A 21,610-nucleotide genomic window follows, 5' to 3' on the forward strand; every position below is an offset into this window, starting at 1 on the left:
AGAAAACTTAGACTTGGGAAAGATAATTATTATCTAAATCAATTCCCTAATTTTTTAAATGAAATTGCCCTGCAAAAAAGGTTTATCGTTTGCGTCTACATTATCGTTAGACAGTTCTGGGTTTTCAGTGAAATCTTCCCCACCGAAAATCAACAACAATTCTACTGTAATAACATCGTCTGCTAACGCACGTCCTGTTAGTACGTTTGTGCCATCATAAAACGTTGTTGTTCCATCCAAGGATACATTTAGTACGTCTGTAGCCAAAACACTTGTAAATGTGGCTGCATCTAATCCCAACGCATTAGTATCGCCGTTATTAGCATAAGCTGGACTTAATGCTTCCAGGTTTGCTTGAAACATACTTTGAAATGCAGCATTTTGATCCGAAGGCACTGTAACATTGAACATGTCTTTGCTATCTGAAGAAACAAACACTGTATTAACAGCAGGACGTCCCATTTGGTCTTGCTGTACATAAACCCCAGAAAGGTTTGGGTTGTTGTATATTCCTTCGCCTTTTGGTGTATCATCGGCTGAACAATTAACTAATAGTCCTGCGATTAAAGTAAGTCCTAGTATGATTTTTATAGTTTTCATCTGTTTAAATTTTACTGTTAATTTTTATTGTTTTCTTTTTGATTCCACCCATGTGTTTATAGTACCAGAACCCCCAATCATTGCTTTTGGTACTTCTACGACTATCGACATTACATTTGTTCCGGCAAACGTATCGCTTCCGGGATTATTAAAGCTTGTAGCATTGCCTCCAATAATAGCAGAGTATTGAGCGAAATCCATAAAGAAAGGGTCGTCTCTCGGGCCAGCAAAGGCTGAAATACCATTTTTAGTTTCTACTACGGCATCCATACCATAGGACGTAATATTAACACCTAGTACGTCTTTACTGGTTTCGGCTGTTATGGTACTATTTAACCCTGTTTGACTAGGAGCAATAGGCCCTATAATGTACATTTTACCATTTCTCGGTACTGCTTGAATAACCAGATCTTCAATATTGTCGCCAGTATTATCAATATTAAATTCAATCATTACATCCTCATCAAAGGCTGCGCTTGCTGTAGCTGTTGGACTTAATAAACCTTGCAGGTTTGCAACAAATACTAAATTGTTTGTGTTTTCACCTTGAAAGGCGTAAAAATCGGTGATATCACTAGTACCACCTTGCACTGTCGGCGCGTCGATGTGATCTGCCGCAATAACGATTAAACTGGCTACTGCCAGTATGCCGACTCCTAAAATTTTCTTGAAGTTTTTCATAATTTAAGTTTTTGTTAATTAATGTTTGACTTTCAAGCATACCTACGAAGTAATCACTTTAGTGGTTTTGTTAAAGTTTTGTTAAAGGATTTATTTGCAAATTTGACATCTAAAAGCTTACATTTACGGCATATTTAATTTAGCTCTATGAATCCATCAGCAAACGGTTGGATAAAGAAATTACTTAAAGTAATTGCACTAAACGATGCATTTTTAAGCTATCCAGAGGATCTCTTTTATAATGCCTTACGTACTTGTGGTTTTATTTATGGTAGCAATCTGGACATTGTTGACCAGGTGGTTGATAAAAAGGATTTGACCGAAGACGAGATTTGTAAGGCAAATTTATGTATAGCGTTTTTATATACCCATAGGCATACGGGTTCTGATATAGGATTTATAGACAGTGTGATTAATTTTTACACTGCGATAAACGAACTTAAAACCTCTTTTTTCCAAGAGCTATTGGGGGGCAAAAAATCCTGTGAACAGCTAGAGAAAATAATACACAAGCGCGTACAGATAGATGATAACGTGATTACCAAGAACTTTAATTATTTTATTATAAACGCGTTGTTATTTATTGATGTTCTGGCATATCATGAATATTTGAAGCATGGCAGTATTTCTATTGATTATATAAAAAACCTGGAGGCTTCTATCGCTTCTATTACTTTGGATGTTTTAAATTCCAAAACCACGAAGAACCAATACGACGATAGTCTTATAAAACTTTTGGAGTCGTCGTTAAGGTATCAGGACAACATTCATATTAAATACGACAAAGCCATTGGTTTTATTAAATCTCACCAAGAGAAGCGTTATGTTCTGGATCTGGCATGTATGGCAACCTGGGGAGATAAAACCATAGACAAGAACGAGGAGCATTTTTTGTTAAAATTGGGAACGGACCTTGATATTATCCGAACTACCATTGATGCTTCCATAGAAATGGTGAATACATTTTACACGCTACACGCAAACGATATCCCGTTATTGAGTTCTAAAAACATTGTACAGAGTTTTTATAACAACTCCAGTAAAATGGTAAATAAGCTAATTTCGAGGAACAGCAAGCGCCTGTATCGTGAACTTAAGGACAGTAAAGAGCTTATGATCTTGCTTTCGCAATCTACACTGAGAGACCTGGACAGCGATGAGCAAAAAAAGGTACAGGAACAGTTATTGGATATTTTTAAGTCCATACCTAGTTTAGCCATTTTTTTACTACCGGGTGGTGCTTTATTGCTACCTTTGGTTATTAAGTTTATCCCTAAGTTGTTACCATCGGCTTTTGATGATAACCGCATTGAGGAATAAGTTGTTTTTAGTAAAATGCACCGCATACAAAAGAACTCACAATACTATAAATTCTGTGCTTATGGTTTTTTAAAGAACCTGCGTTTTTTTGATGCCTTCTTATTGCTTTTTTTTCTGGAAAGTGGCATTAGCTACACACAGATTGGGGTATTGTATGCGCTTAGGGAAATAACGATCAATATTTCTGAGATACCTTCTGGTATTTTGGCCGATACTTACGGGCGTAAAAAATCGCTTATTGGGTCTTTTATCTTGTATATGGTATCGTTTATAGCTTTTTATACCTTTTCTTCTTTTTATGCGTTTCTTCTCGCCATTGTTTTATATGGTATTGGTGATGCTTTTCGCTCTGGAACGCACAAGGGTATGATTATGGACTACCTGGAACTACAGGGACAAAGTAACCAAAAGGCGACCTACTACGGACATACGCGCTCGTGGTCGCAAAAAGGCTCGGCGCTATCGGCTTTAATAGCTGGGGCGCTTGTATTGTATTCGGGCAGTTACCGTTCTATATTTTTGTATTCGGTAGTCCCCTACCTCCTTAATTTTATTAATATTTATACTTATCCCAGTTCTATTGATTATGCTTTAAACAGCCACAAAAAGCAGCAGAGCGCATCGTTGTTATTTACTTTAAAGTCCTTTATAAAAACGGTTAAGACGCCCAAAGTATTGCAAATCATCAATTCGGCCGCCCTGCATACGGCTTACCTAAAAGCTATTAAGGACTACATCCAACCGATTATGGTACAGGTAGCGCTTTTAATTCCTGTTTTGATGCACGTGGATTCTAAAAAGAAAAGTGGGCTTATAATAGGCATTATCTACTTTTTTATTTTTCTGGCCAACTCCTATGCATCCAGATCGGCTTCTCGTATTTCGAATAGGGTTTCTGTTAATGTTGCTAAGGTTACCTTATTTTTAGGTCTGATAGCTGGTGGCATTAGTGGTGCGTTTTATTATTTTGAATACTGGCATCTGGCACTTGTTTTCTTTGCTTGTATCTACTTTTTAGAAAATATTAGAAAGCCCCTTTTGGTTGCTGAAATTGCGGATAATGTGCCCCAAGAAATCTTGACTTCTGTTATTTCTGCCCAATCGTTTTTTAGTACGCTAACAACAAGTATAATAGCCATTGTTATTGGTTATTTTGCCGATACTCTCGGAATTGGTATTGCATTTATCTTGATATCTGTGGGGTTACTGTTGTTTACACGCCTTGTTGGTTTGATGCCATCTAAGTGATTTACTATTAGCTATTGGCTATTGGTGATTGGCTATTGGCTATTGATTATTCACTGACTACTAAACAAATGGTATAAAATAATTTGCTAACTTTAAGGGTTACATTCTTTTTTTGCTTGCTTGGTTATTTAAGCCCCTCCTCCTCTACTTTTAACTGTTTTTGGAAACTGTAACTAATAAAAACAAAGCATATGAAAACAGCTGTTTACTCCTTGGTTCTATTACTCTTTTTATTGCTTTCATGTAATAGTAAGCCTGCTGAGCAAAATCAGGCAAAAGCAACTGATATACTCCCAAAAACAATTATTGATTTATCGCATGAGTTTTCAGATAAAACCATCTATTGGGTTACTGCCAAGGAATTTGAATTGGATACTGTTTTTAAGGGAGAAACTGATAAGGGTTTTTATTATTCTGCTAATAATTTTTGTACAGCCGAACATGGTGGGACACATATAGATGCACCCATTCATTTTGCTAAAAAAGGACAGTCTGTAGACGAGATACCTCTTGAAAATCTAATAGGTAATGCCATTAAAATAGACGTGTCCTTAAAAGCTCTAAAAGATCCGGATTATTTAATAAGTATAGCCGATTTTGTGCATTGGGAAACTACTGAAAACACCCAAATTCCTGATGGAAGCATCATTTTATTGGAAACAGGTTTTTCGCAATACTACCCAGATAAGGTTAAGTATCTGGGAACGGATAAGCGTGGTGAAGCAGCTATAAAAGAACTGCACTTTCCTGGTTTATCTCCCGAAGCTGCAACATGGTTGGTAGAAAACCGTAATATTCATGCGATTGGTATTGATACCCCAAGTATTGATTATGGACAGTCGCAATATTTTAAAAGTCATGTGATACTCCTGTCCCATAATATTCCTGCTTTTGAAAACCTGACCAACCTTGGCAAACTCCCCAACAAAGGTTTTGAGGTTATCGCTCTGCCTATGAAAATTCAAGGTGGTAGTGGTGCTCCCCTAAGAATTGTAGCCATAACAAATGCTGTACAATAAATTCGTATTAATCTCCTTTAAATCAACATCTAAAATCTAAAAAATGACACGCAACAAAAAACTAAATCTAATTTCTGTACTGTTAATACTCGTGGCTATTATAATGATTGCTATTGGACTGGTCATGAAAATACCGGCACCAGCCTTGACAGGGATTGGGTTTTTATTGATAGTTTGGGCCATTAGGGAATTGAGGTAATTGTTAATTGACTATTTATTATTGATTATTTACAATTGTGTATTGGGTTTTGGTTGTTTGTTGTTGGTTACATAATTGTACAACTTTAAACTTCAACTCTTAGCTGTTAGCATTTGGCTTTTAGCCTTCAACTGTTCATTGTTCACTTTTCGTTTTTCGCTTTTTACTTTTAGCTTTTAGCTGTAAACTGCTGGGAAAAAGCATTTTGAGATTGTATTTCAAGTTATATTATGGTAGTTTTATTAGCTATTATAATTCATAATACAAAACCTATGCAATTAAAATACATTTTAAGGTGTGCTATTATTGCGATTGCCTTTAACTCTTGTAACAATTCAAAGTCTAAAGCGATTATAAAAAAACCAAATTTTATCATGATAATGACAGACGATCTGGGTTGGTATGACGTTGGTTTTAATGGGAACGATGAAATCTTAACTCCTAATCTTGACTTACTGGCTGAAGAAGGTGTTATCCTTGATCGGTTCTATGCTGCTTCGGCAGTGTGCTCGCCTACAAGAGCCAGCTGTATTACAGGTAGAAATCCACTCAGGATGCACATTCCATATGCTAATGATGGTCATATGCTTGAAGACGAAATAACCATTCCTGAAATACTTAAAGGTGCAGGTTACGCTACTGGTCATTTTGGAAAGTGGCACCTGGGCACCTTAACGAAAGATACTTTGGATGCCAACAGAGGCGGAAGGCCTGAATTTGATAAGGAATATAGTATTCCTAGTATGCACGGATACGACCAATACTTTTGTACAGAGTCTAAAGTCCCTACTTACGATCCTATGGTGTATCCCAGTGCCTTTATGGAAGGGGAAAGTAAACGATACGGTTGGAAAGCCATAGAGAACGGGGAAACTTCCCTGGCTTACGGCACGGCTTATTGGAATGGTGACGATAAAATGGTTTCCCATAACTTAAAAGGCGATGATTCACGTGTTATCATGGATCGTGTTATTCCGTTTATAGAAAATGCTCTCGATAGCAGTAAACAGTTTTATACAAGTATTTGGCTGCATACTCCCCACCTACCTGTTGTTAGTGATAGTGTACACCGCAACCATTATAAAAAGTTTGCATTAGACAAACAACTTTACTACGGTACTATTACTGCTATGGACGAACAGATTGGCAGACTGTGGAAGAAATTGGGCGACCTAGGCATACAGGAGGAAACCATTATTTTCTTTTGTAGTGATAATGGTCCTGAAATAGACACACCGGGAAGTGCCAATATTTTTAGGGGACGCAAAAGGAGTTTATACGAAGGTGGTGTAAGGGTGCCAGCTTTTGTAACCTGGAAAACTAAGCTACAAGGGAAAAAGCGTAGTGCTTTTCCAATGGTTACAAGTGATTACTTGCCTACAATATTGGATGTGTTGGATATAAAGTATCCAGACTCACGGCCGATTGATGGCATTAGTATTTTAGATGCATTAAAAAACAACGAAAAGAAAAGAGAAAGCCCCATAGGCTTTATTTGTACGCCCCAAGTTTCGTGGGTTACACAGCAGTATAAATTAGTTGGCAACAGCAAAAAAGGTAATTTTGAGCTTTATGATCTGGAAAGCGATCCTTCTGAAAAACAAAATTGTATTGATACACATCCTGAAGTAGCAAACAAACTAAAAAAGGAACTGCTTGTTTGGCAATCCTCGGTTGAAAATAGCCAAAAAGGCTTGGATTATAAAAATTGATTCAATCTTAACAATTACTTATTGTACTTAGCTTTTTTACTGCCTTCGTACATGACGTATTTAACCAAGCGCGATTCTAACTTGGCATTAAAAAGTTGGATTTTACGGGATGGGCGTAACCCTACATGCTTTAATGCATCTAAGTTACTCGTTATCAACCAAGAATCTGTACCAGGATAGCTTTGCTTTAAAGTATCACCAATGTTTTTGTAAAACGCTTGCATGTCAATATTTAAACGCTCGCCATAAGGAGGATTAAATACCATGTGCAATTTATCGGTGCCCCCTTTTTGTGTTTTAAAGAAGTCTTCGTGCTTAACGCTTATAAAATCTTCTAATTGGGCGTGCTTTACATTTTCTTTTGCCTTCATAACTGCACTGGGAGCCTTATCATATCCAATAATTTTATAATGGAAATCCCGGGTCTTATTAAGCAGGGAATCTTCAATTTTTTCAAAAAGATCAACATCCCAATCTTGCCATCGTTCAAAGGCAAATTCCTTACGCAATAGATTGGGAGGAATATTACATGCTATCATAGCTGCTTCAATAAGAATGGTACCACTCCCACACATTGGATCCATAAAATCGCATTGTCCGTCCCACCCCGACAACATAATCATCCCAGCTGCAAGCACTTCATTAATAGGTGCTATATTGGTCGCTATTTTATAGCCACGTTTATGCAAGGAGTCTCCAGAAGAATCTAAGGAGATTGTACATTGCCTACGGTCGATATGTACATTAACTTTTAAATCTGGGAATTTTAAATCCACATTGGGGCGTTGCCCTGTGGTATCCCTAAATTTATCAACAATGGCGTCCTTAGTTTTTTGCGCAATAAATAAGGAATGCTTGAAAATATCGGAATGTACTGTTGCATCAATAGCCAAACTCCCTGTTGGCTTTAAATACGAGTCCCAGGACATTTTATAAATTTTATTATACAAATCCTGTTCACTATTTACGGTAAATGTATCTATAGGTTTTAATATCTTGATAGCTGTACGCAGTCCCAAATTTGCCTTGTACATAAACCCCTTATCACCAAAAAAACTTACATTACGGACACCTTTTTTTACATCCTGTGCGCCAAGCTGTACAAGTTCTTTAGCTAATAAATCCTCAAAGCCAAATAAGGTTTTGGCAACCATCGAAAAATTTTCTTCCATTTTTTACCTATAATAGATTGCAAAAATAACGTAATTTTGCAGTAAACATCATGATTATTGAAATTTAGGTTAAGGATTGCAATGGCATCCTTTTGTTTTGTTGGATAAGTCCTTAAATACAGAGCAAAAGAAAAAGTATAAGTACGATCCTGCCCAAAGTGGTAACCGCCAAAGAATATATGATACAAGACACAACAACATGGTTTACATCGTGGTTTGATACACCTTTTTACCACATTTTATATAAAGATAGAGATGATACCGAAGCACATGCCTTTATGGACACACTTACCAATTACCTGAATATTCCAGTTAATGGGACTATTTTGGATTTGGCCTGTGGTAAAGGACGGCATGCGGTATACTTAAACAAAATTGGCTACCATGTAACTGGTGTTGATTTGAGTGAAAATAGTATTGGTTATGCCAAACAATTTGAAAATCACTCCCTTCATTTCGATGTACATGATATGTGTAAGCCCTACAAAAGACAATTTGATGCTGTTTTTAATTTGTTTACCAGTTTTGGTTATTTTGAAAGGGATGAAGATAATCTTAATACGATTAGGGCCATTAAGTCCAATTTAAATGAATCGGGATTTGGAGTCATTGATTTTATGAATTCGGAATATATTATTGATAATTTAGTAGCCGAAGAAGTAAAAAAAGTTGATGACATTACGTTTCATTTAAAGCGCTATGTTAACGATGGATATATCATTAAGGATATTCAATTTGAAGCTTATGGTACCCGCTATGCTTACCAAGAAAGGGTAAGGGCGTTTACATTACATGATTTTGAAGCACTTTTTGAAGAAGCTGGTGTATATTTACTGGATATTTTTGGAGACTATAAATTACATAAGTTTGACTCTAAAGATTCTGAACGTTTAATCATGATTTTTAAATAAGATAAATTAGTAGTCTAAAATTTATATTTTGAGTAATTACGAATGATGAATCAATTTCTTTTACCCGTTTATTCTGTTGTTTTTGGAGTTCTCCTTGCGACTGTTACCAAACCTAAAAAACACTTAAACACCAAACTCCTGCTCTCCTTTAGTGGCGCCTTCTTATTGGCTTTAACACTTTTTGAGCTACTGCCAGAAGTATACCATCATTTGGACACAAAGCTTACAGGGCTTTTCATTATGTCGGGTATTTTGCTACAAATTATTTTAGAATTGTTTTCTAAAGGTGCAGAACACGGCCACGTACATGTGCACAAGAACAGTACTGCTTTTCCCTGGTTTTTATTTATAAGTTTATGTATACACAGCTTTTTGGAAGGCTTCCCTATCCATGAGCACAACGATATGGTATATGGTGTACTCATCCATAAAATGCCCATTGCTACCTTGGTGACCATGTTCTTATTGCAATCGGACTACAATAAGCTTCAAATTGCTACCTTTTTAGTTGTTTTTGCCGCCATGACACCTTTGGGGACCTTGATCTCCAATAATGCGGGTATAGCTCCCGAGTACATTCATATAATTAACGCGGTAGTAATAGGTATCTTTTTTCATATTTCAACTACTATTTTATTTGAGAGTGGCGATGGTCATAAGTTTAATTTATCAAAATTTGTTGCCATCATATTAGGGGTTGGTATCGCTTATATAATTTAGTCCTCATGTTTTCAAAAGAAGAATCCAGACAGTTAAGGCAAGAGTTTTGGACAAGTTTTGGGAAATCCTTTCCGAGAAAATGGGTACTATACGACACCAAATTAAAGGGCCTTAGTTTTAAATTCCATTTTGATACCAAACGTGCATTGGTTGCTCTAGACCTCGAGGATGATTTGGAAAACCGCATTAGGTATTGGGAAAAACTACAAGCTTTAAAATCGATCCTTACAGACGACTATTTGCCAGAAGCAATTTTTGATGAAATCCATATATTGGATAACCACAAAGAGATTTCAAGAGTTTATCTGCCGCTGGATGCAAAAGTATCCATCCACAACAAAAATAGTTGGCAGATGGTTATGGAATTCTTTAACGAAAAAATGAGCTTGTTTGAAGCATTCTTTGAGGAATACAGGGATGTTATTGAAGGCTAGAACTATTTTTTATTGATTATTTCTGAACGCATTAAGGTTTATGGGCTTTTCCATGAGATAGTCGTCCATAATGAATCCTTGTCCAATATCCTTAACAAGCGGGCCTTTATTAATAAAACCGAGTTTTTTGTATGCTTTTATAGCTTCTAAATTGCATTTGTTTACTGTCAGTCGGATAGTCTTTAATTGTCTATGCTTTGCTTTTTCCTCAACGAATTGCAGAGCTGCTTTGCCTATCTTTTTTCCCCTGTAACTACTTAAAACGTATACTTTACTTAAAAAAAGAGCATCTATTTCTTCTTTAACAGCTAAGTAACCAACGGCTTTATTGTTATAATTCAGGAAATAATAAGCATAGCCATCCCTAACCTGTTGAGCAATAGCAGTAGCCGATTGAAAACTTTTAAGCATATAATCTACCTGATCCCGTCCAATAATAGCTGTATAATGTTCTCTCCAAACCAGATCTGCCAGATCTGCAATTTTCTGATATTCTTTAAAAGTGTTGGCTATTACAATTGTTACCATATTACAAAATAAAGAATTTCTTGAAACAAACTACATGAGAAATACAGTCTAGGGGAATTCTTCTTGACTAAATAACATAACAAAGAATCATAAAATAATGAAATAGTGCACCAGCCAGTACAAACAAATGCCAAATCACATGATTGTAAGGAATGCTTTTAATAGCATAAAAAACGATGCCTACGGTATAAGCCAATCCTCCGGCAAAAAGTAATAGTACCCCGGTACTCCCAATCGCATCGGACAGCGCATAAAAATCGAATACTATAAGCCATCCCATTATTAGGTACAAAAGTGTAGAAAACACCTCGAAGCGTCCTGTAAAGAATAGTTTTAGTACAATTCCAAAAGCGGCAATACCCCATACAATCCAGAATAGGGGCCAACCTAAACTATCCCTTAAAGTAATTAACAACACAGGTGTATATGTACCTGCTATAAGAAAGTAAATACTAATATGGTCTACAATTCTAAAATAATACTTTGTTTGTTCGCTTTTCGTGGCGTGGTAGAGTGTAGATGCCGTAAACAAAATAATTATGGAACAACCATAAACGACAACACTAAACAAACTCCATGCTGTTTTATGGTTATCGTTTAAAATAAGCATGACCAAACCAACAGCACCCAAAAAAGCCCCGACACCATGTGTAATGGTATTTAGCTTTTCCTCCAATGCAGTTTGCCTATACATAATAACATCTTAGGGTTCTTTATTGTTTAACCACTTATCGGTTAAATCATAAAAATCGAATGGTATTGCGGGCTTTTGACGTTCTAAAACACCGCTTTGAAAATTACGTTGCAAAATATCTTCAATTAAATAATCTTCTTTAACGGTCATGGGATCGAACTCTATCTTTAATGAAATATCAAACATACTAGCAGTAGTATTGTACCAAAAGGCACGCCAGCCGCTTCGTAATTCCTTTACCAAATCGAAGGTAGTCATTCCTGTTTGCCTGTGAATCAATTTTACCAAAATCTGCCCTTCGGTTCTGGTAAGCTTTTTTAGTTCATCGGAAAACTCTCCCTCGATATACTTTTGAATCATTTTGGTGTATCGCTTTCTGTCCCTATTTTTTGTAAGCTTAGACAAACGTTGGTTAAGCGAATCTAACCTATCTGCGGCCATCTTGGCATAGGGATATACTTTTACAGTTTTTTTTCTTAAGATTAAGTAACGTATGCGATCCTCCCTACTATCAAACTTAAGCTTATGCAATAGCATAACTTCATCCAAATCAATGATAGTTCTAGGCACCGAATCGCCTTTAATAATGAGGTACTCGACCGTTGTAGAATCCTGTATTTCCTCACTTATCTGAGCTTTGAGAAATAAAGGAAAAATTAACACTATGTATTTAAAAAAGTTCATTAATAAATGGGTTGGAGCCATAATCACCAAAATTAATAATTTGCGCTATGGAAACCATTATTTTCTGTTTATATTATTATTTTAGTACAAAATTTTAACACATGGCAAAGAAGCAAATTCTCAATAAAAAATCGATTGACTTTTTAGAAAAATATTTAAATAATGCCGCACCTACAGGCTACGAGTGGGACGGGCAAAAATTATGGATGGATTATTTAAAACCCTATGTCGACACGTTTATTACGGACACTTATGGCACTGCAGTTGGGGTTATTAATCCGAAAGCAAAATACAAAGTTGTAATTGAAGGGCATGCCGATGAAATTTCATGGTATGTTAACTATATTAGTGACAATGGTCTTATTTATGTGATAAGGAACGGAGGCAGCGACCACCAGATAGCTCCTAGTAAAATCGTAAACATTCACACCAAAAAAGGCATTGTTAAAGGCGTATTTGGTTGGCCAGCCATTCATACACGAAATAAAGCTAACGAAGAAGCTCCAAAGCCTGATAATATTTTTATTGACTGTGGTTGTAAAACCAAAGAGGAGGTTGAAAAATTGGGGGTTCATGTGGGGTGCGTTATCACTTACCCAGATGAGTTTCACATTTTAAATGGTGATAAATTTGTGTGTCGTGCATTAGACAATCGCATGGGTGGCTTTATGATTGCCGAGGTTGCGCGATTACTAAAAGAAAATAAAAAATCACTTCCTTTTGGTTTGTATATTGTTAATGCGGTACAGGAGGAAATTGGATTACGAGGAGCCGAAATGATAACAGATCGCATAAAACCAAACGTTGCCATAGTTACGGACGTAACGCATGATACAACTACGCCCATGATTGAAAAGAAAGTACAGGGCGATATGGAAATTGGTAACGGCCCCGTTGTAGCTTATGCACCTGCGGTGCAACAAAAGTTACGTGACTTAATAACCGATACAGCAGAGACCAATAAAATTCCGTTTCAGCGCTCTGCCCTATCGCGTGCCACAGGTACCGATACGGATGCATTTGCATATAGTAACGGGGGGGTTGCTTCGGCCTTAATATCTTTGCCCTTACGTTACATGCATACAACTGTTGAAATGGTGCATAGAGACGATGTTGAAAATGTTATACGTCTTATTTATGAATCACTTCTCAACATTAAAGACGGTGAAACATTTAGTTATTTTGAATAAATAATAAAAGAAGACTCTGTATATGCCCCTAAATGTTAGACACAATTTGGGGGCTTTTTTATGGTACCTTATTAATTTATTGGTTATGATAGTCTTTATTTCAATGAATTTATGATAACTAAAAATAATTCATTGTTTAATTTTAAATTTGCATTTTACATTAATTTAGGATCAACACCGAATGATACACATTCACGATAAAACCTTACAAGACTTGGAGTTCCCTACGGTACTTCAACAGGTAAGCGAGCATTGTATAACGGCATTGGGAAATGAAAAGACCCTTAAGATAGCGCCTTACAGAACAAGGGAAGCGCTCCTTAATAGTTTGCAGCTAACTAACGAATATCTGGCTTCTTTTTATAACGACAATCGTATACCCAATCATGGCTTCGATACTATAAGTAATGAGCTGAAATTGCTGCGTATTGATAATACTTATTTGGAAGTCCACGGTTTAAAAAAGATAGTCGCTATGTCGACTACCGTTAATGACATAGTCCTGTTCCTGAAAAAGTTTGAAGTATACTACCCCACATTATATAACCACGTGTCACATATAGAAGTCACTAAGGTTATTATTGAAAAAGTAGACAGTATTGTAGATCGTTTTGGTGATATTAAAGACAGTGCTTCTCCCCTGCTTTTAGCGCTTAGGCAGTCTATAAATAGTGTAAAAGGAAAAATAAACCAAAGTTTTGTTACGGCATTAAACAGCTACCATAGTCTTGAATATCTGGATGACATTCGTGAAACGGTAATAGACAACAGACGCGTTTTGGCCGTAAAGGCTATGTACAGGCGTAAGGTTAAAGGGTCTATTATGGGTAATAGCAAAACGGGAAGCATTGTATACATAGAACCTGAAACAACTCTTAAATACTCGCGCGAACTTAATAATCTGGAATATGAAGCACAAGAAGAAGAAATTCGCATTCTAAAGGAGGTTACAAACTTTATCCGTCCGTACTTCCCCCTATTGGAACAATATCAAAGTCTTTTAATCGATATCGATGTGATTTCGGCAAAAGCTAAGTATGCGCAATCTATGAACGGTATTCTTCCTAAAATATCGGAGGACAAGAGTATGTTCTTACGGGATGCATACCACCCACTCCTTTATTTAACTAATTTAAAAAAGGGCGAAAAGACGTTTCCCCAAACTGTTACGTTAAAACAAGACAGTCGTATTATAGTTATTTCTGGTCCTAATGCTGGTGGAAAAAGTATTACATTAAAGACTGTTGGACTGTTACAGGCTATGTTACAAAGTGGTATGTTAATACCGGTTCACGAACGCAGTGAGGTTTGTCTTTTTGATCGTATATTAAGTGATATTGGAGACAACCAATCCATAGAAAATCATTTGAGTACTTATAGCTACCGCTTAAAACAAATGAACTACTTCCTTAAAAAGTGTAATAAGAGCACACTTTTTTTAATAGATGAGTTTGGAACTGGTAGTGACCCAGAATTGGGTGGTGCGTTAGCAGAAACCTTTTTAGAAGAGTTTTACCATCGTGAAGCTTTTGGTATTATAACAACACACTATGCCAACTTAAAGATATTGGCAAACGAATTGCCGCACATGCTCAATGCCAATATGTTATTTGATGAGCGCACGCTGGAACCGCTTTTTAAGCTGGTAATTGGTCAGGCAGGAAGCTCGTTTACCTTTGAAGTCGCACAAAAAAATGGTATCCCTTATAGTTTGATTAATCGGGCAAAAAAGAAAATAGAACGCAGCAAAGTGCGTTTTGATGCTACGATTGCCAAACTTCAAAAAGAGCGCTCGAAGCTTGAAAAAACGGGAGCATCCTTAAAGCGTAACGAACGGAAGAAGATTGAAGAAGCTGATAGACTAGAAGAGATTAATGCCAAGATTCAAAAAAAACTAGAAAGCTACCAGGAACTCTATGATAGTAATCAACGGCTGATATATTTGGGACAGAAGGTTAATGATCTTTCTGAGAAATATTTTGACAACAAACAAAAGCGTGAGCTAATGTCGGAGCTTTTCAAGATCGTCCAAATCGAAAATTCCAAACGGAAAAAGTTGTCTGTAAAGCAGAAAAAAGTTGTTAAGGCCAAAGAAAAGGCTGTAAAGAGAGATGTTGAAAAGAAGGTTGAAGTCATCCGTCAGAAGAAAAAAGAAGCTAAAAAGAAAGCAGTCGAAGCACCTAAGCCAAAACCTGTATTAAAAGTAGGTGACCGCGTTCGTATGGAAGATGGTCGCGCTATTGGTACGCTTGATAAAATCGAAAAAAACAAAGCGGTTGTAAACTATGGGATTTTTACCACCAATGTAAGTATGGATCAGTTAGAGCTTGTTGAACGTGTTAAATAGGGATTAATTGGTACTGGTTGTTTGTTGTTGGTTTATAAAATTTTCAACTATTTACGATATCATTATTTTTATGAGATTGCCACACATCTACTGCGCTCAGTGCGGCTACTTTCGTCATTACGAGGTTTTTTTTAAGAGCGGCGAAGTAATCTCTTGGTTGATTTTACCTTTAAAAAGATTGCTTCTTCGTTACACTCATCGCAATGACGACCTCTTATTACTTTTACTTTTTCATGGAACTTATCAACGCTCAACTCCTTACATACGAAATGGTAAACATTAAACGAAGCAATAATGGCAAACTCATTCCCAGTATGGAAACGGCGTAGATCTTATAATTTCGTGTAATCCTTTGAAAGTATTCCCTTAGTATTTTAAATAGCATTTGTTGGTTACTGTATCATTATAAGGTTACCTCACTTCTACTGCGCTCAGTGCGGCTACTTTCGTCATTACGAGGAACTCTTTTTAGAGCGACGAAGTAATCTCTTGGTTGATTTTACCTTTAAAAAGATTGCTTCTTCGTTACACTCATCGCAATGACGACCTCTTTTTACTTTTACTTTTTCATGGAACTTATCAACGCTCAACTCCTTACATACGAAATGGTAAACATGAAACGGCGTAGATCTTATAGTTTCGTGTAATCCTTCGAAAGTATTCCCTTAGTATTTTAAATAGCATTTGTTGGTTACTGTATCATTATAAGGTTACCTCTCTTCTACTGCGCTCAGTGCGGCTACTTTCGTCATTACGAGGCGCTCTTTTTAAAGCGACGAAGTAATCTCTTGGTTGATTTCACCTTTAAAAAGATTGCTTCTTCGTTACACTCATCGCAATGACGATCTCTTTTTACTTTTAACTTTTCACTTTAAACTCAAACTATTCATCTCTTAAACTTTCCGCCGGATTACGTGTGGCAGCTCTGTATGTTTGCCAGCTTACCGTTAACAGGGCAATCACCAATGTAAATAAACCTGCCAAAACAAATACCCACCAACTCAATGCTGTTTTATAGGCAAAGTTTTCCAACCATTTATGCATCGCATAATAGGCAATGGGACAAGCAATAACAAAGGCTATGGCTACCCATTTAATAAAGTCCTTATTAAGCATGAGCATGATCTCCTTTATAGTAGCACCGTTTACTTTACGGATGCCAATTTCTTTGGTTCGCCTTTGTGTGTCGTATAAAGCTATTGTAAACAAACCAATGGCAGATATTAATAGAGCGATGCCAGTAAATATTATAAATATTGACCTAAGATCTTTTTCCTTTTTGTATAGCGCTTCAAGTTCATCACTTAAAAAAGTGTACTTAAAAGAGTCTTCTGGGCTTACTTTTTTAAATAGGGCTTCCAGTGCGTGCAAACCATCTTTAACTCTGTTTTCTTGCAATTTGATGAAAAAATCAGCATTCCAATCTGTAGAAGGAAATAGCACCAATGGTTTAGGTTTTGATGACAGATGCTCACTATTAAAATTTTTAACAACCCCAACGATCTTGTAACCTTTAAAACTTTCATTGGGTGTTAAAATAAGATCTGTATTGATGTCTTTTATTTGCCAAAATGCTTTGGCCGCTTCATTGATAATAACTTCGTTTTTATTAAATGTACCTTTAGTCGCATTATTATTAAACCAATGGCCTTCTATAAGCGTTAATCCAAAAATGTTTTTATAATTGGCATCTGTTGACAAGAAATTTATTTCATGAAATTCTTTATTGCTGTTTTTAGACTTTAAAGGTATTGGAATAGGCGTTATGGGTGATTTGCCCTGAGAAAAATTTACAACCAATGGAGTTTCGTCCAACTTATTTTTGATGAGATTTGGTAGCTGATTTAAATTGTATTGGTTGTCATGATTTTTATAGTTGAAAGTTGGTTTGTTATAAAGCTTGATTTTTACAATATCTTTACTATCAAATCCCAAGTCTTTATTTAACATTAAATGCAATTGTTTTGATATCAATATGGAAGTTATAAGAAGTGTTATTGTTAACACGTATTGAATAACCAAAATAGCTTTTCGGGTAGTTAGGTTGCCTTTGACATTAACAATGGATTTTATATTTGTTACGACAGTTCGCTTATAAATCACTAATAAAGGGTAAATCAATGCCAAAAACATCATGAAAATTAATGTACATCCTATAATGGTAAATACCACTAAACTTGGGGGCTGTAATTCTATTTTCATCAAGGCATTAAACTCTGGAAGCACTAGTTTGTAACCTATAGTTACAAACAATAAAACTGTGGTACAGAGTATAGCATACTCCACAAGTTTTTGATAAAGTATATGTGATTTCTTTGCTCCGTTAATTGTTATTAGTGCATTGTATTTAATACTATTATTTATATTAATTATTTGAGCATTGGAAAAATTAAGTGCCGAAATGACAACAATTACGAGTATAATAGCAAAAACTATTTTTAGTGATTTAGTATCTCCCCGCCTTGACAAAACATCAGCACGAATTGGCATGTTATTGTAGTAAAGTCCATCAAACGGAAAGTAGTTTATCTGTGAACCATAATCCTTTATGTACGGCGAAATAATTTTTAGTTGTTGTACTTTTTCTAGAAACTCATTTTTTTTGAAACTGTCATTAGCAAGTATAAATTTCATTCCCAGTTGTCCATGTTTTATAAGTGAGTTTTCAGAAGGCTTGGGGAATAGCAGATCGAAAGTAATGGAACTGTTGGAAGGTATTTTTATTACGCCTTTTACTGTATAAAAAATCTCGGAGCCAGTTGTTATTTTTAGTTTTTCTCCAATTGGATTCTTATTTCCGAACAACACCTTTGCAAAGGCTTCAGATAATACAACATGATATGGATTGTTAAGAATCTTTTTTTGGTCTCCATATTTTAGATCAAAATCAAAAACTTTGAAAAAGATAGTATCAGCCACGATACCATCTGTATAATAACTTTCATTGTTATGGTAAACTGTAGCACTTTTATATTTTTTATCTAATTTGGCTATACTGGTTACTGCTTCTACTTCGGGAAACAATTTGTAATTAATATCAATGGCCGGAGGAGGATTTGTCCACACACCGTCAGGATGCGTTCTAAAAACTTCAAAAAAAATGTGCTTCTTGTTTTTATGGAAACCATCCATAGTGAGCTCATTGTAAATGTAAGAGAGTAACAACGATGCACAGAGTGTCCCCAAGCAAAGGGTTAGCAAACTACTTGCTAAAATAACCTTATGTTTTATAAGATTTCTAAAAGCTATTCTTAAGTAATGTTTTAACATTTAATATTCATTACAATGCTATTCATACGACTTCCTTTTATTTCGACTGCGCTCAACCTGATCGAAAATCACTTTGGTTAACATCATATTTTTTAATTGTTACGTTTCTTTTTCATGGTTTGTTCGTCATTACGAGGCGCTCTTTTTTGAGCGACGAAGTAATCTGTTTGTTAATTAATCCATATTCAAAAGATTGCTTCTTCGTTACACTCATCGCAATGACGACCTCTTTTTACTTTTAGCTTTTAGCTTTTCTCTTTAAACTCAAACTATTCATCTCTTAAACTTTCTACTGGATTACGCGTAGCGGCTCTGTATGTTTGCCAGCTAACCGTTAACAAGGCAATCACCAATGTAAATAAACCTGCCAAGGCAAACACCCACCAGCTTAGTTCTGTTTTATAAGCAAAATTCTCTAACCACTTGCGCATAGCGTAATATGAAATAGGACAAGCAATAACAAAGGCTATGGCTACCCATTTAATAAAGTCTTTGTTGAGCATGAGCATGATCTCCTTTATAGTAGCGCCGTTTACTTTACGGATGCCAATTTCTTTGGTTTTACTCTCGGTAATAAACAGGCTAATGGCAACCAAGCCTAGAAGCGAAATAAAAAGCACGATAACGGTAAAGGCTTCGAGCAAGCGTTTGAGCTGGAGTTCAAGGTCATAAAAATCTTCATAATCCACCTTGTAAAGTATTTCATCTTTTTTGCTGTCATCGTACGTTATATCATTCTGTATATACAAATTCGATAAAAACGCAATCAATTCATCCTTACGATTTTTATCAAAAGATACCTGTAAAAATTGCATTGGAAAATTGTTAAACCCATAACCAATAATCATAGGGTAAATAGGACTATGCAAAGGCGTATTGTAAACATCTTTAATAACCCCAACAATAACTGCATTATTGATATTGGTAGATTTAAAGACCATTCCCAGGGGCTTTTTAAGATTAGCTTTTTTAACGAACTCTTCATTAACCAATACTTCAATTAAATCATCTGTCTTTTGTGGAGTCCATCCCACCCTAAATCTGTTCGAGAATAATGGCTTTTTGTTGGATTTAATATTACGCCCCAGTTTTAATTGTAAACCGTAGGTGTCCAGATAATTTGTATCGCCCCTAATCAGCATAGCCTTTAACTCACCTTGGGAAGACTCTATCTTAACATCTTCCAAATTAAATTTCTCATTAAAAAGCATGTCGCCAATTGCCAAACTGTTGATATAGCTTTTTGATCTAAGTTCGTTCAGTAATACATCGTCAAGTCCAGGAGGGCTAATAAAAACAACGTTTTTATCAAATCCCAAATCCTTAGTTTGAATGTATTGTACTTGTTTGGATATAAGCAAGATTGAACTTAACAACCCTATTAACAACACCAATTGAAAACCAACGATTATCTTTTTTGAAAACCAGGCACTGTTCCATTTTTTATTTTTACCCCTTCCTGCGCCAAAAATGGATTTATAGGATAGGATGAATTCCAATGTCCCTATTATTGAACCTATAACAAGTATGATAAAAAGAAATAAGCTAAGCAACGCCTTGTCATGATACCATGAAAATTCATAATTGGACGTTAACAATTTTCTAAAAATACCACTAATAAGTGGATACGTAAGTAATGTAAGGATAAAGCACACCACAATATTGAAGAAGGATTCAAATAACAGTAGCAAATAAATATTTAATTTGGATCCTCCCAAGTAGCGCCTCATCTTAAATTCTTCCGTACGATTTATACTTAGCCCCAAATTCATTAAAACATAATTGAAAATGGCCAACACTAATGTTAATACACCTACAAGGACAAGAATATTAATAAACTGTAAAGACCCTTTTTTACCTTGGTTACTAATATCGAAGGAGTTAAAATAGATAGTATCGAGACGCTGCAATTCATATTTATAATTGTTTCTGTCCACATCGCCACTGCCATTGCCTTTTGCTTTTTCAAAAAGTAAATCTTCTATCTTTTTGGTTATGCCGTTAACGTCTTTCGCATTTGGTAAATACAGATATAAGTCGGTAAAACCAGTTCTCCAACCTTTATCCTCATGGGTATCTGTATAACTTACAAGAGGGTGGGATTTAAGGTTTAATAACACGTCCGATTGTAATGTTGAGTTTTCCGGAATATCCTCTATAATACCCGCTATGGTATATTCCATTTGTTGTGAACTAACCACATTGTACGACTCTATAATTTTGCCAATAGCTTCTTCTTCTCCAAATAATTGCCGTGCCTTTCTTCTTGAAATGATGATACTGTTCTTGTTTTCCTTGAACGCATGCAAACTTCCCTTTATGAATTTAAAACTAAAAAGTTCAAAAAAGGAAGCATCTACATAAATTATATCCAGCTCTATTTTTTTACCATCGATTATAAAATTGATAGGAGCATTGTTGTTTACAACACGGCTAAAGTCAATGACTTCAGGAAGAATATCCTTTAAATAGTTCCCCAACGGTGGCGGGGTTTGTACATTTCTATAACTACTAGAAGGGGGTGTTTCTAAAACCCTATAAATATCCTTCCGCTTTTCATGGAATTTATCTACGCTTAGTTCTTTATATACAAAATGGTAAATATGAAACGAAGCAATAATGGCCACACTCATTCCTAGTATGGAAACAGCATAAACCTTATAGTTTCTTGTAATCCTCCGAAAGTATTCCCTTAGTATTTTAAATAGCATTTGTTGGTTATTAGTTGTTGGTTTCTAAACTTTAAACGGTTACGGTATTATTATTTTATAAAATTACCTCACTTCTACTGCGCCCAATACAAGCTACTTTCGTCATTACGAGGAGCTCTTTTTAAAGCGACGAAGTAATCTCTTGGTTGATTTCACCTTTAAAAAGATTG

Annotated in this window: 16 protein-coding genes and 2 pseudogenes; 10 read left to right on the top strand and 8 right to left on the bottom strand. The window is 35.7% G+C overall.

Translation table 11 applies throughout. The features are described from left to right. Window positions 1-54: 54 nt before the first annotated feature. Both ABD792_RS01690 and ABD792_RS01695 read right to left on the bottom strand, forming a co-directional pair. A pseudogene (locus ABD792_RS01690) lies at window positions 55-975 on the bottom strand (DUF4331 family protein). 33 nt (window positions 976-1,008) lie between these two features. After that, a pseudogene (locus ABD792_RS01695) lies at window positions 1,009-1,281 on the bottom strand (DUF4331 family protein); the annotation flags it as partial. Window positions 1,282-1,428: 147 nt separating this feature from the next. On the opposite strand from ABD792_RS01695, the gene ABD792_RS01700 reads away from it, so the two are divergent. The 5 genes from ABD792_RS01700 (at window position 1,429) to ABD792_RS01720 (ending at window position 6,779) form a co-directional block, all read left to right on the top strand. Next, window positions 1,429-2,601 (top strand): LETM1-related biofilm-associated protein, encoded by a 1,173-nt coding sequence (locus ABD792_RS01700; RefSeq protein ID WP_345003983.1) that lies wholly within the window; start codon window positions 1,429-1,431, stop codon window positions 2,599-2,601. 15 nt (window positions 2,602-2,616) lie between these two features. Then, window positions 2,617-3,849: an MFS transporter gene (locus tag ABD792_RS01705; protein WP_345003984.1), complete on the top strand. Its 1,233-nt coding sequence runs from the start codon at window positions 2,617-2,619 to the stop codon at window positions 3,847-3,849. Between the two features lie 191 nt (window positions 3,850-4,040). After that, the gene (locus tag ABD792_RS01710) at window positions 4,041-4,868 is read left to right on the top strand and encodes a cyclase family protein (RefSeq protein WP_345003985.1); all 828 of its coding nucleotides are present in this window, start codon (window positions 4,041-4,043) and stop codon (window positions 4,866-4,868) included. Between the two features lie 43 nt (window positions 4,869-4,911). Further along, window positions 4,912-5,067 (top strand): hypothetical protein, encoded by a 156-nt coding sequence (locus ABD792_RS01715; protein WP_345003986.1) that lies wholly within the window; start codon window positions 4,912-4,914, stop codon window positions 5,065-5,067. Between the two features lie 272 nt (window positions 5,068-5,339). Then, the gene (locus ABD792_RS01720) at window positions 5,340-6,779 is read left to right on the top strand and encodes a sulfatase-like hydrolase/transferase (RefSeq protein WP_345003988.1); all 1,440 of its coding nucleotides are present in this window, start codon (window positions 5,340-5,342) and stop codon (window positions 6,777-6,779) included. Between the two features lie 14 nt (window positions 6,780-6,793). Here ABD792_RS01720 and ABD792_RS01725 read toward each other — a convergent pair whose 3' ends face one another. Then, entirely contained in the window at window positions 6,794-7,951 is a 1,158-nt protein-coding gene (locus ABD792_RS01725) for a THUMP domain-containing class I SAM-dependent RNA methyltransferase (protein WP_345003990.1), read from the bottom strand. A gap of 179 nt (window positions 7,952-8,130) precedes the next feature. Between ABD792_RS01725 and ABD792_RS01730 the strand changes: the two genes are divergently transcribed. Genes ABD792_RS01730 through ABD792_RS01740 form a run of 3 tightly spaced genes read left to right on the top strand, consistent with a single transcriptional unit; the run spans window position 8,131 to window position 10,016 of the window. Beyond that, window positions 8,131-8,862, top strand: coding sequence for a class I SAM-dependent methyltransferase (locus ABD792_RS01730; protein ID WP_345003992.1), 732 nt, complete (start codon window positions 8,131-8,133; stop codon window positions 8,860-8,862). Between the two features lie 45 nt (window positions 8,863-8,907). Next, window positions 8,908-9,582 (top strand): ZIP family metal transporter, encoded by a 675-nt coding sequence (locus ABD792_RS01735; protein ID WP_345004039.1) that lies wholly within the window; start codon window positions 8,908-8,910, stop codon window positions 9,580-9,582. A 5-nt stretch (window positions 9,583-9,587) separates the two neighbouring features. Further along, a complete protein-coding gene (locus ABD792_RS01740) occupies window positions 9,588-10,016 on the top strand; it encodes a DUF4268 domain-containing protein (RefSeq protein ID WP_345003993.1) in 429 nt (142 codons plus the stop codon). 9 nt (window positions 10,017-10,025) lie between these two features. Here the strand turns inward: ABD792_RS01740 and ABD792_RS01745 are convergent, their stop codons facing one another. The 3 genes from ABD792_RS01745 to ABD792_RS01755 form a co-directional block, all read right to left on the bottom strand. Further along, complete coding sequence (locus ABD792_RS01745) at window positions 10,026-10,544, bottom strand: GNAT family N-acetyltransferase (protein WP_345003994.1); 519 nt, start codon at window positions 10,542-10,544, stop codon at window positions 10,026-10,028. A gap of 67 nt (window positions 10,545-10,611) precedes the next feature. Continuing rightward, window positions 10,612-11,238 (bottom strand): PAQR family membrane homeostasis protein TrhA, encoded by a 627-nt coding sequence (trhA, locus tag ABD792_RS01750; RefSeq protein ID WP_345003995.1) that lies wholly within the window; start codon window positions 11,236-11,238, stop codon window positions 10,612-10,614. A gap of 9 nt (window positions 11,239-11,247) precedes the next feature. Then, entirely contained in the window at window positions 11,248-11,922 is a 675-nt protein-coding gene (locus tag ABD792_RS01755) for a DUF4294 domain-containing protein (RefSeq protein ID WP_345003996.1), read from the bottom strand. 101 nt (window positions 11,923-12,023) lie between these two features. On the opposite strand from ABD792_RS01755, the gene ABD792_RS01760 reads away from it, so the two are divergent. Together ABD792_RS01760 and ABD792_RS01765 are read left to right on the top strand one after the other, a co-directional pair. Next, complete coding sequence (locus ABD792_RS01760; RefSeq protein ID WP_345003997.1) at window positions 12,024-13,112, top strand: M42 family metallopeptidase; 1,089 nt, start codon at window positions 12,024-12,026, stop codon at window positions 13,110-13,112. Window positions 13,113-13,293: 181 nt separating this feature from the next. Continuing rightward, the gene (locus tag ABD792_RS01765) at window positions 13,294-15,459 is read left to right on the top strand and encodes an endonuclease MutS2 (RefSeq protein WP_345003998.1); all 2,166 of its coding nucleotides are present in this window, start codon (window positions 13,294-13,296) and stop codon (window positions 15,457-15,459) included. Between the two features lie 882 nt (window positions 15,460-16,341). Here the strand turns inward: ABD792_RS01765 and ABD792_RS01770 are convergent. Then, complete coding sequence (locus ABD792_RS01770) at window positions 16,342-18,729, bottom strand: ABC transporter permease (protein ID WP_345003999.1); 2,388 nt, start codon at window positions 18,727-18,729, stop codon at window positions 16,342-16,344. Between the two features lie 269 nt (window positions 18,730-18,998). Continuing rightward, the gene (locus ABD792_RS01775) at window positions 18,999-21,440 is read right to left on the bottom strand and encodes an FtsX-like permease family protein (RefSeq protein WP_345004000.1); all 2,442 of its coding nucleotides are present in this window, start codon (window positions 21,438-21,440) and stop codon (window positions 18,999-19,001) included. Window positions 21,441-21,610 lie beyond the last annotated feature (170 nt).

The organism is Snuella lapsa (assembly GCF_039539345.1).
GTDB lineage: Bacteria > Bacteroidota > Bacteroidia > Flavobacteriales > Flavobacteriaceae > Snuella > Snuella lapsa.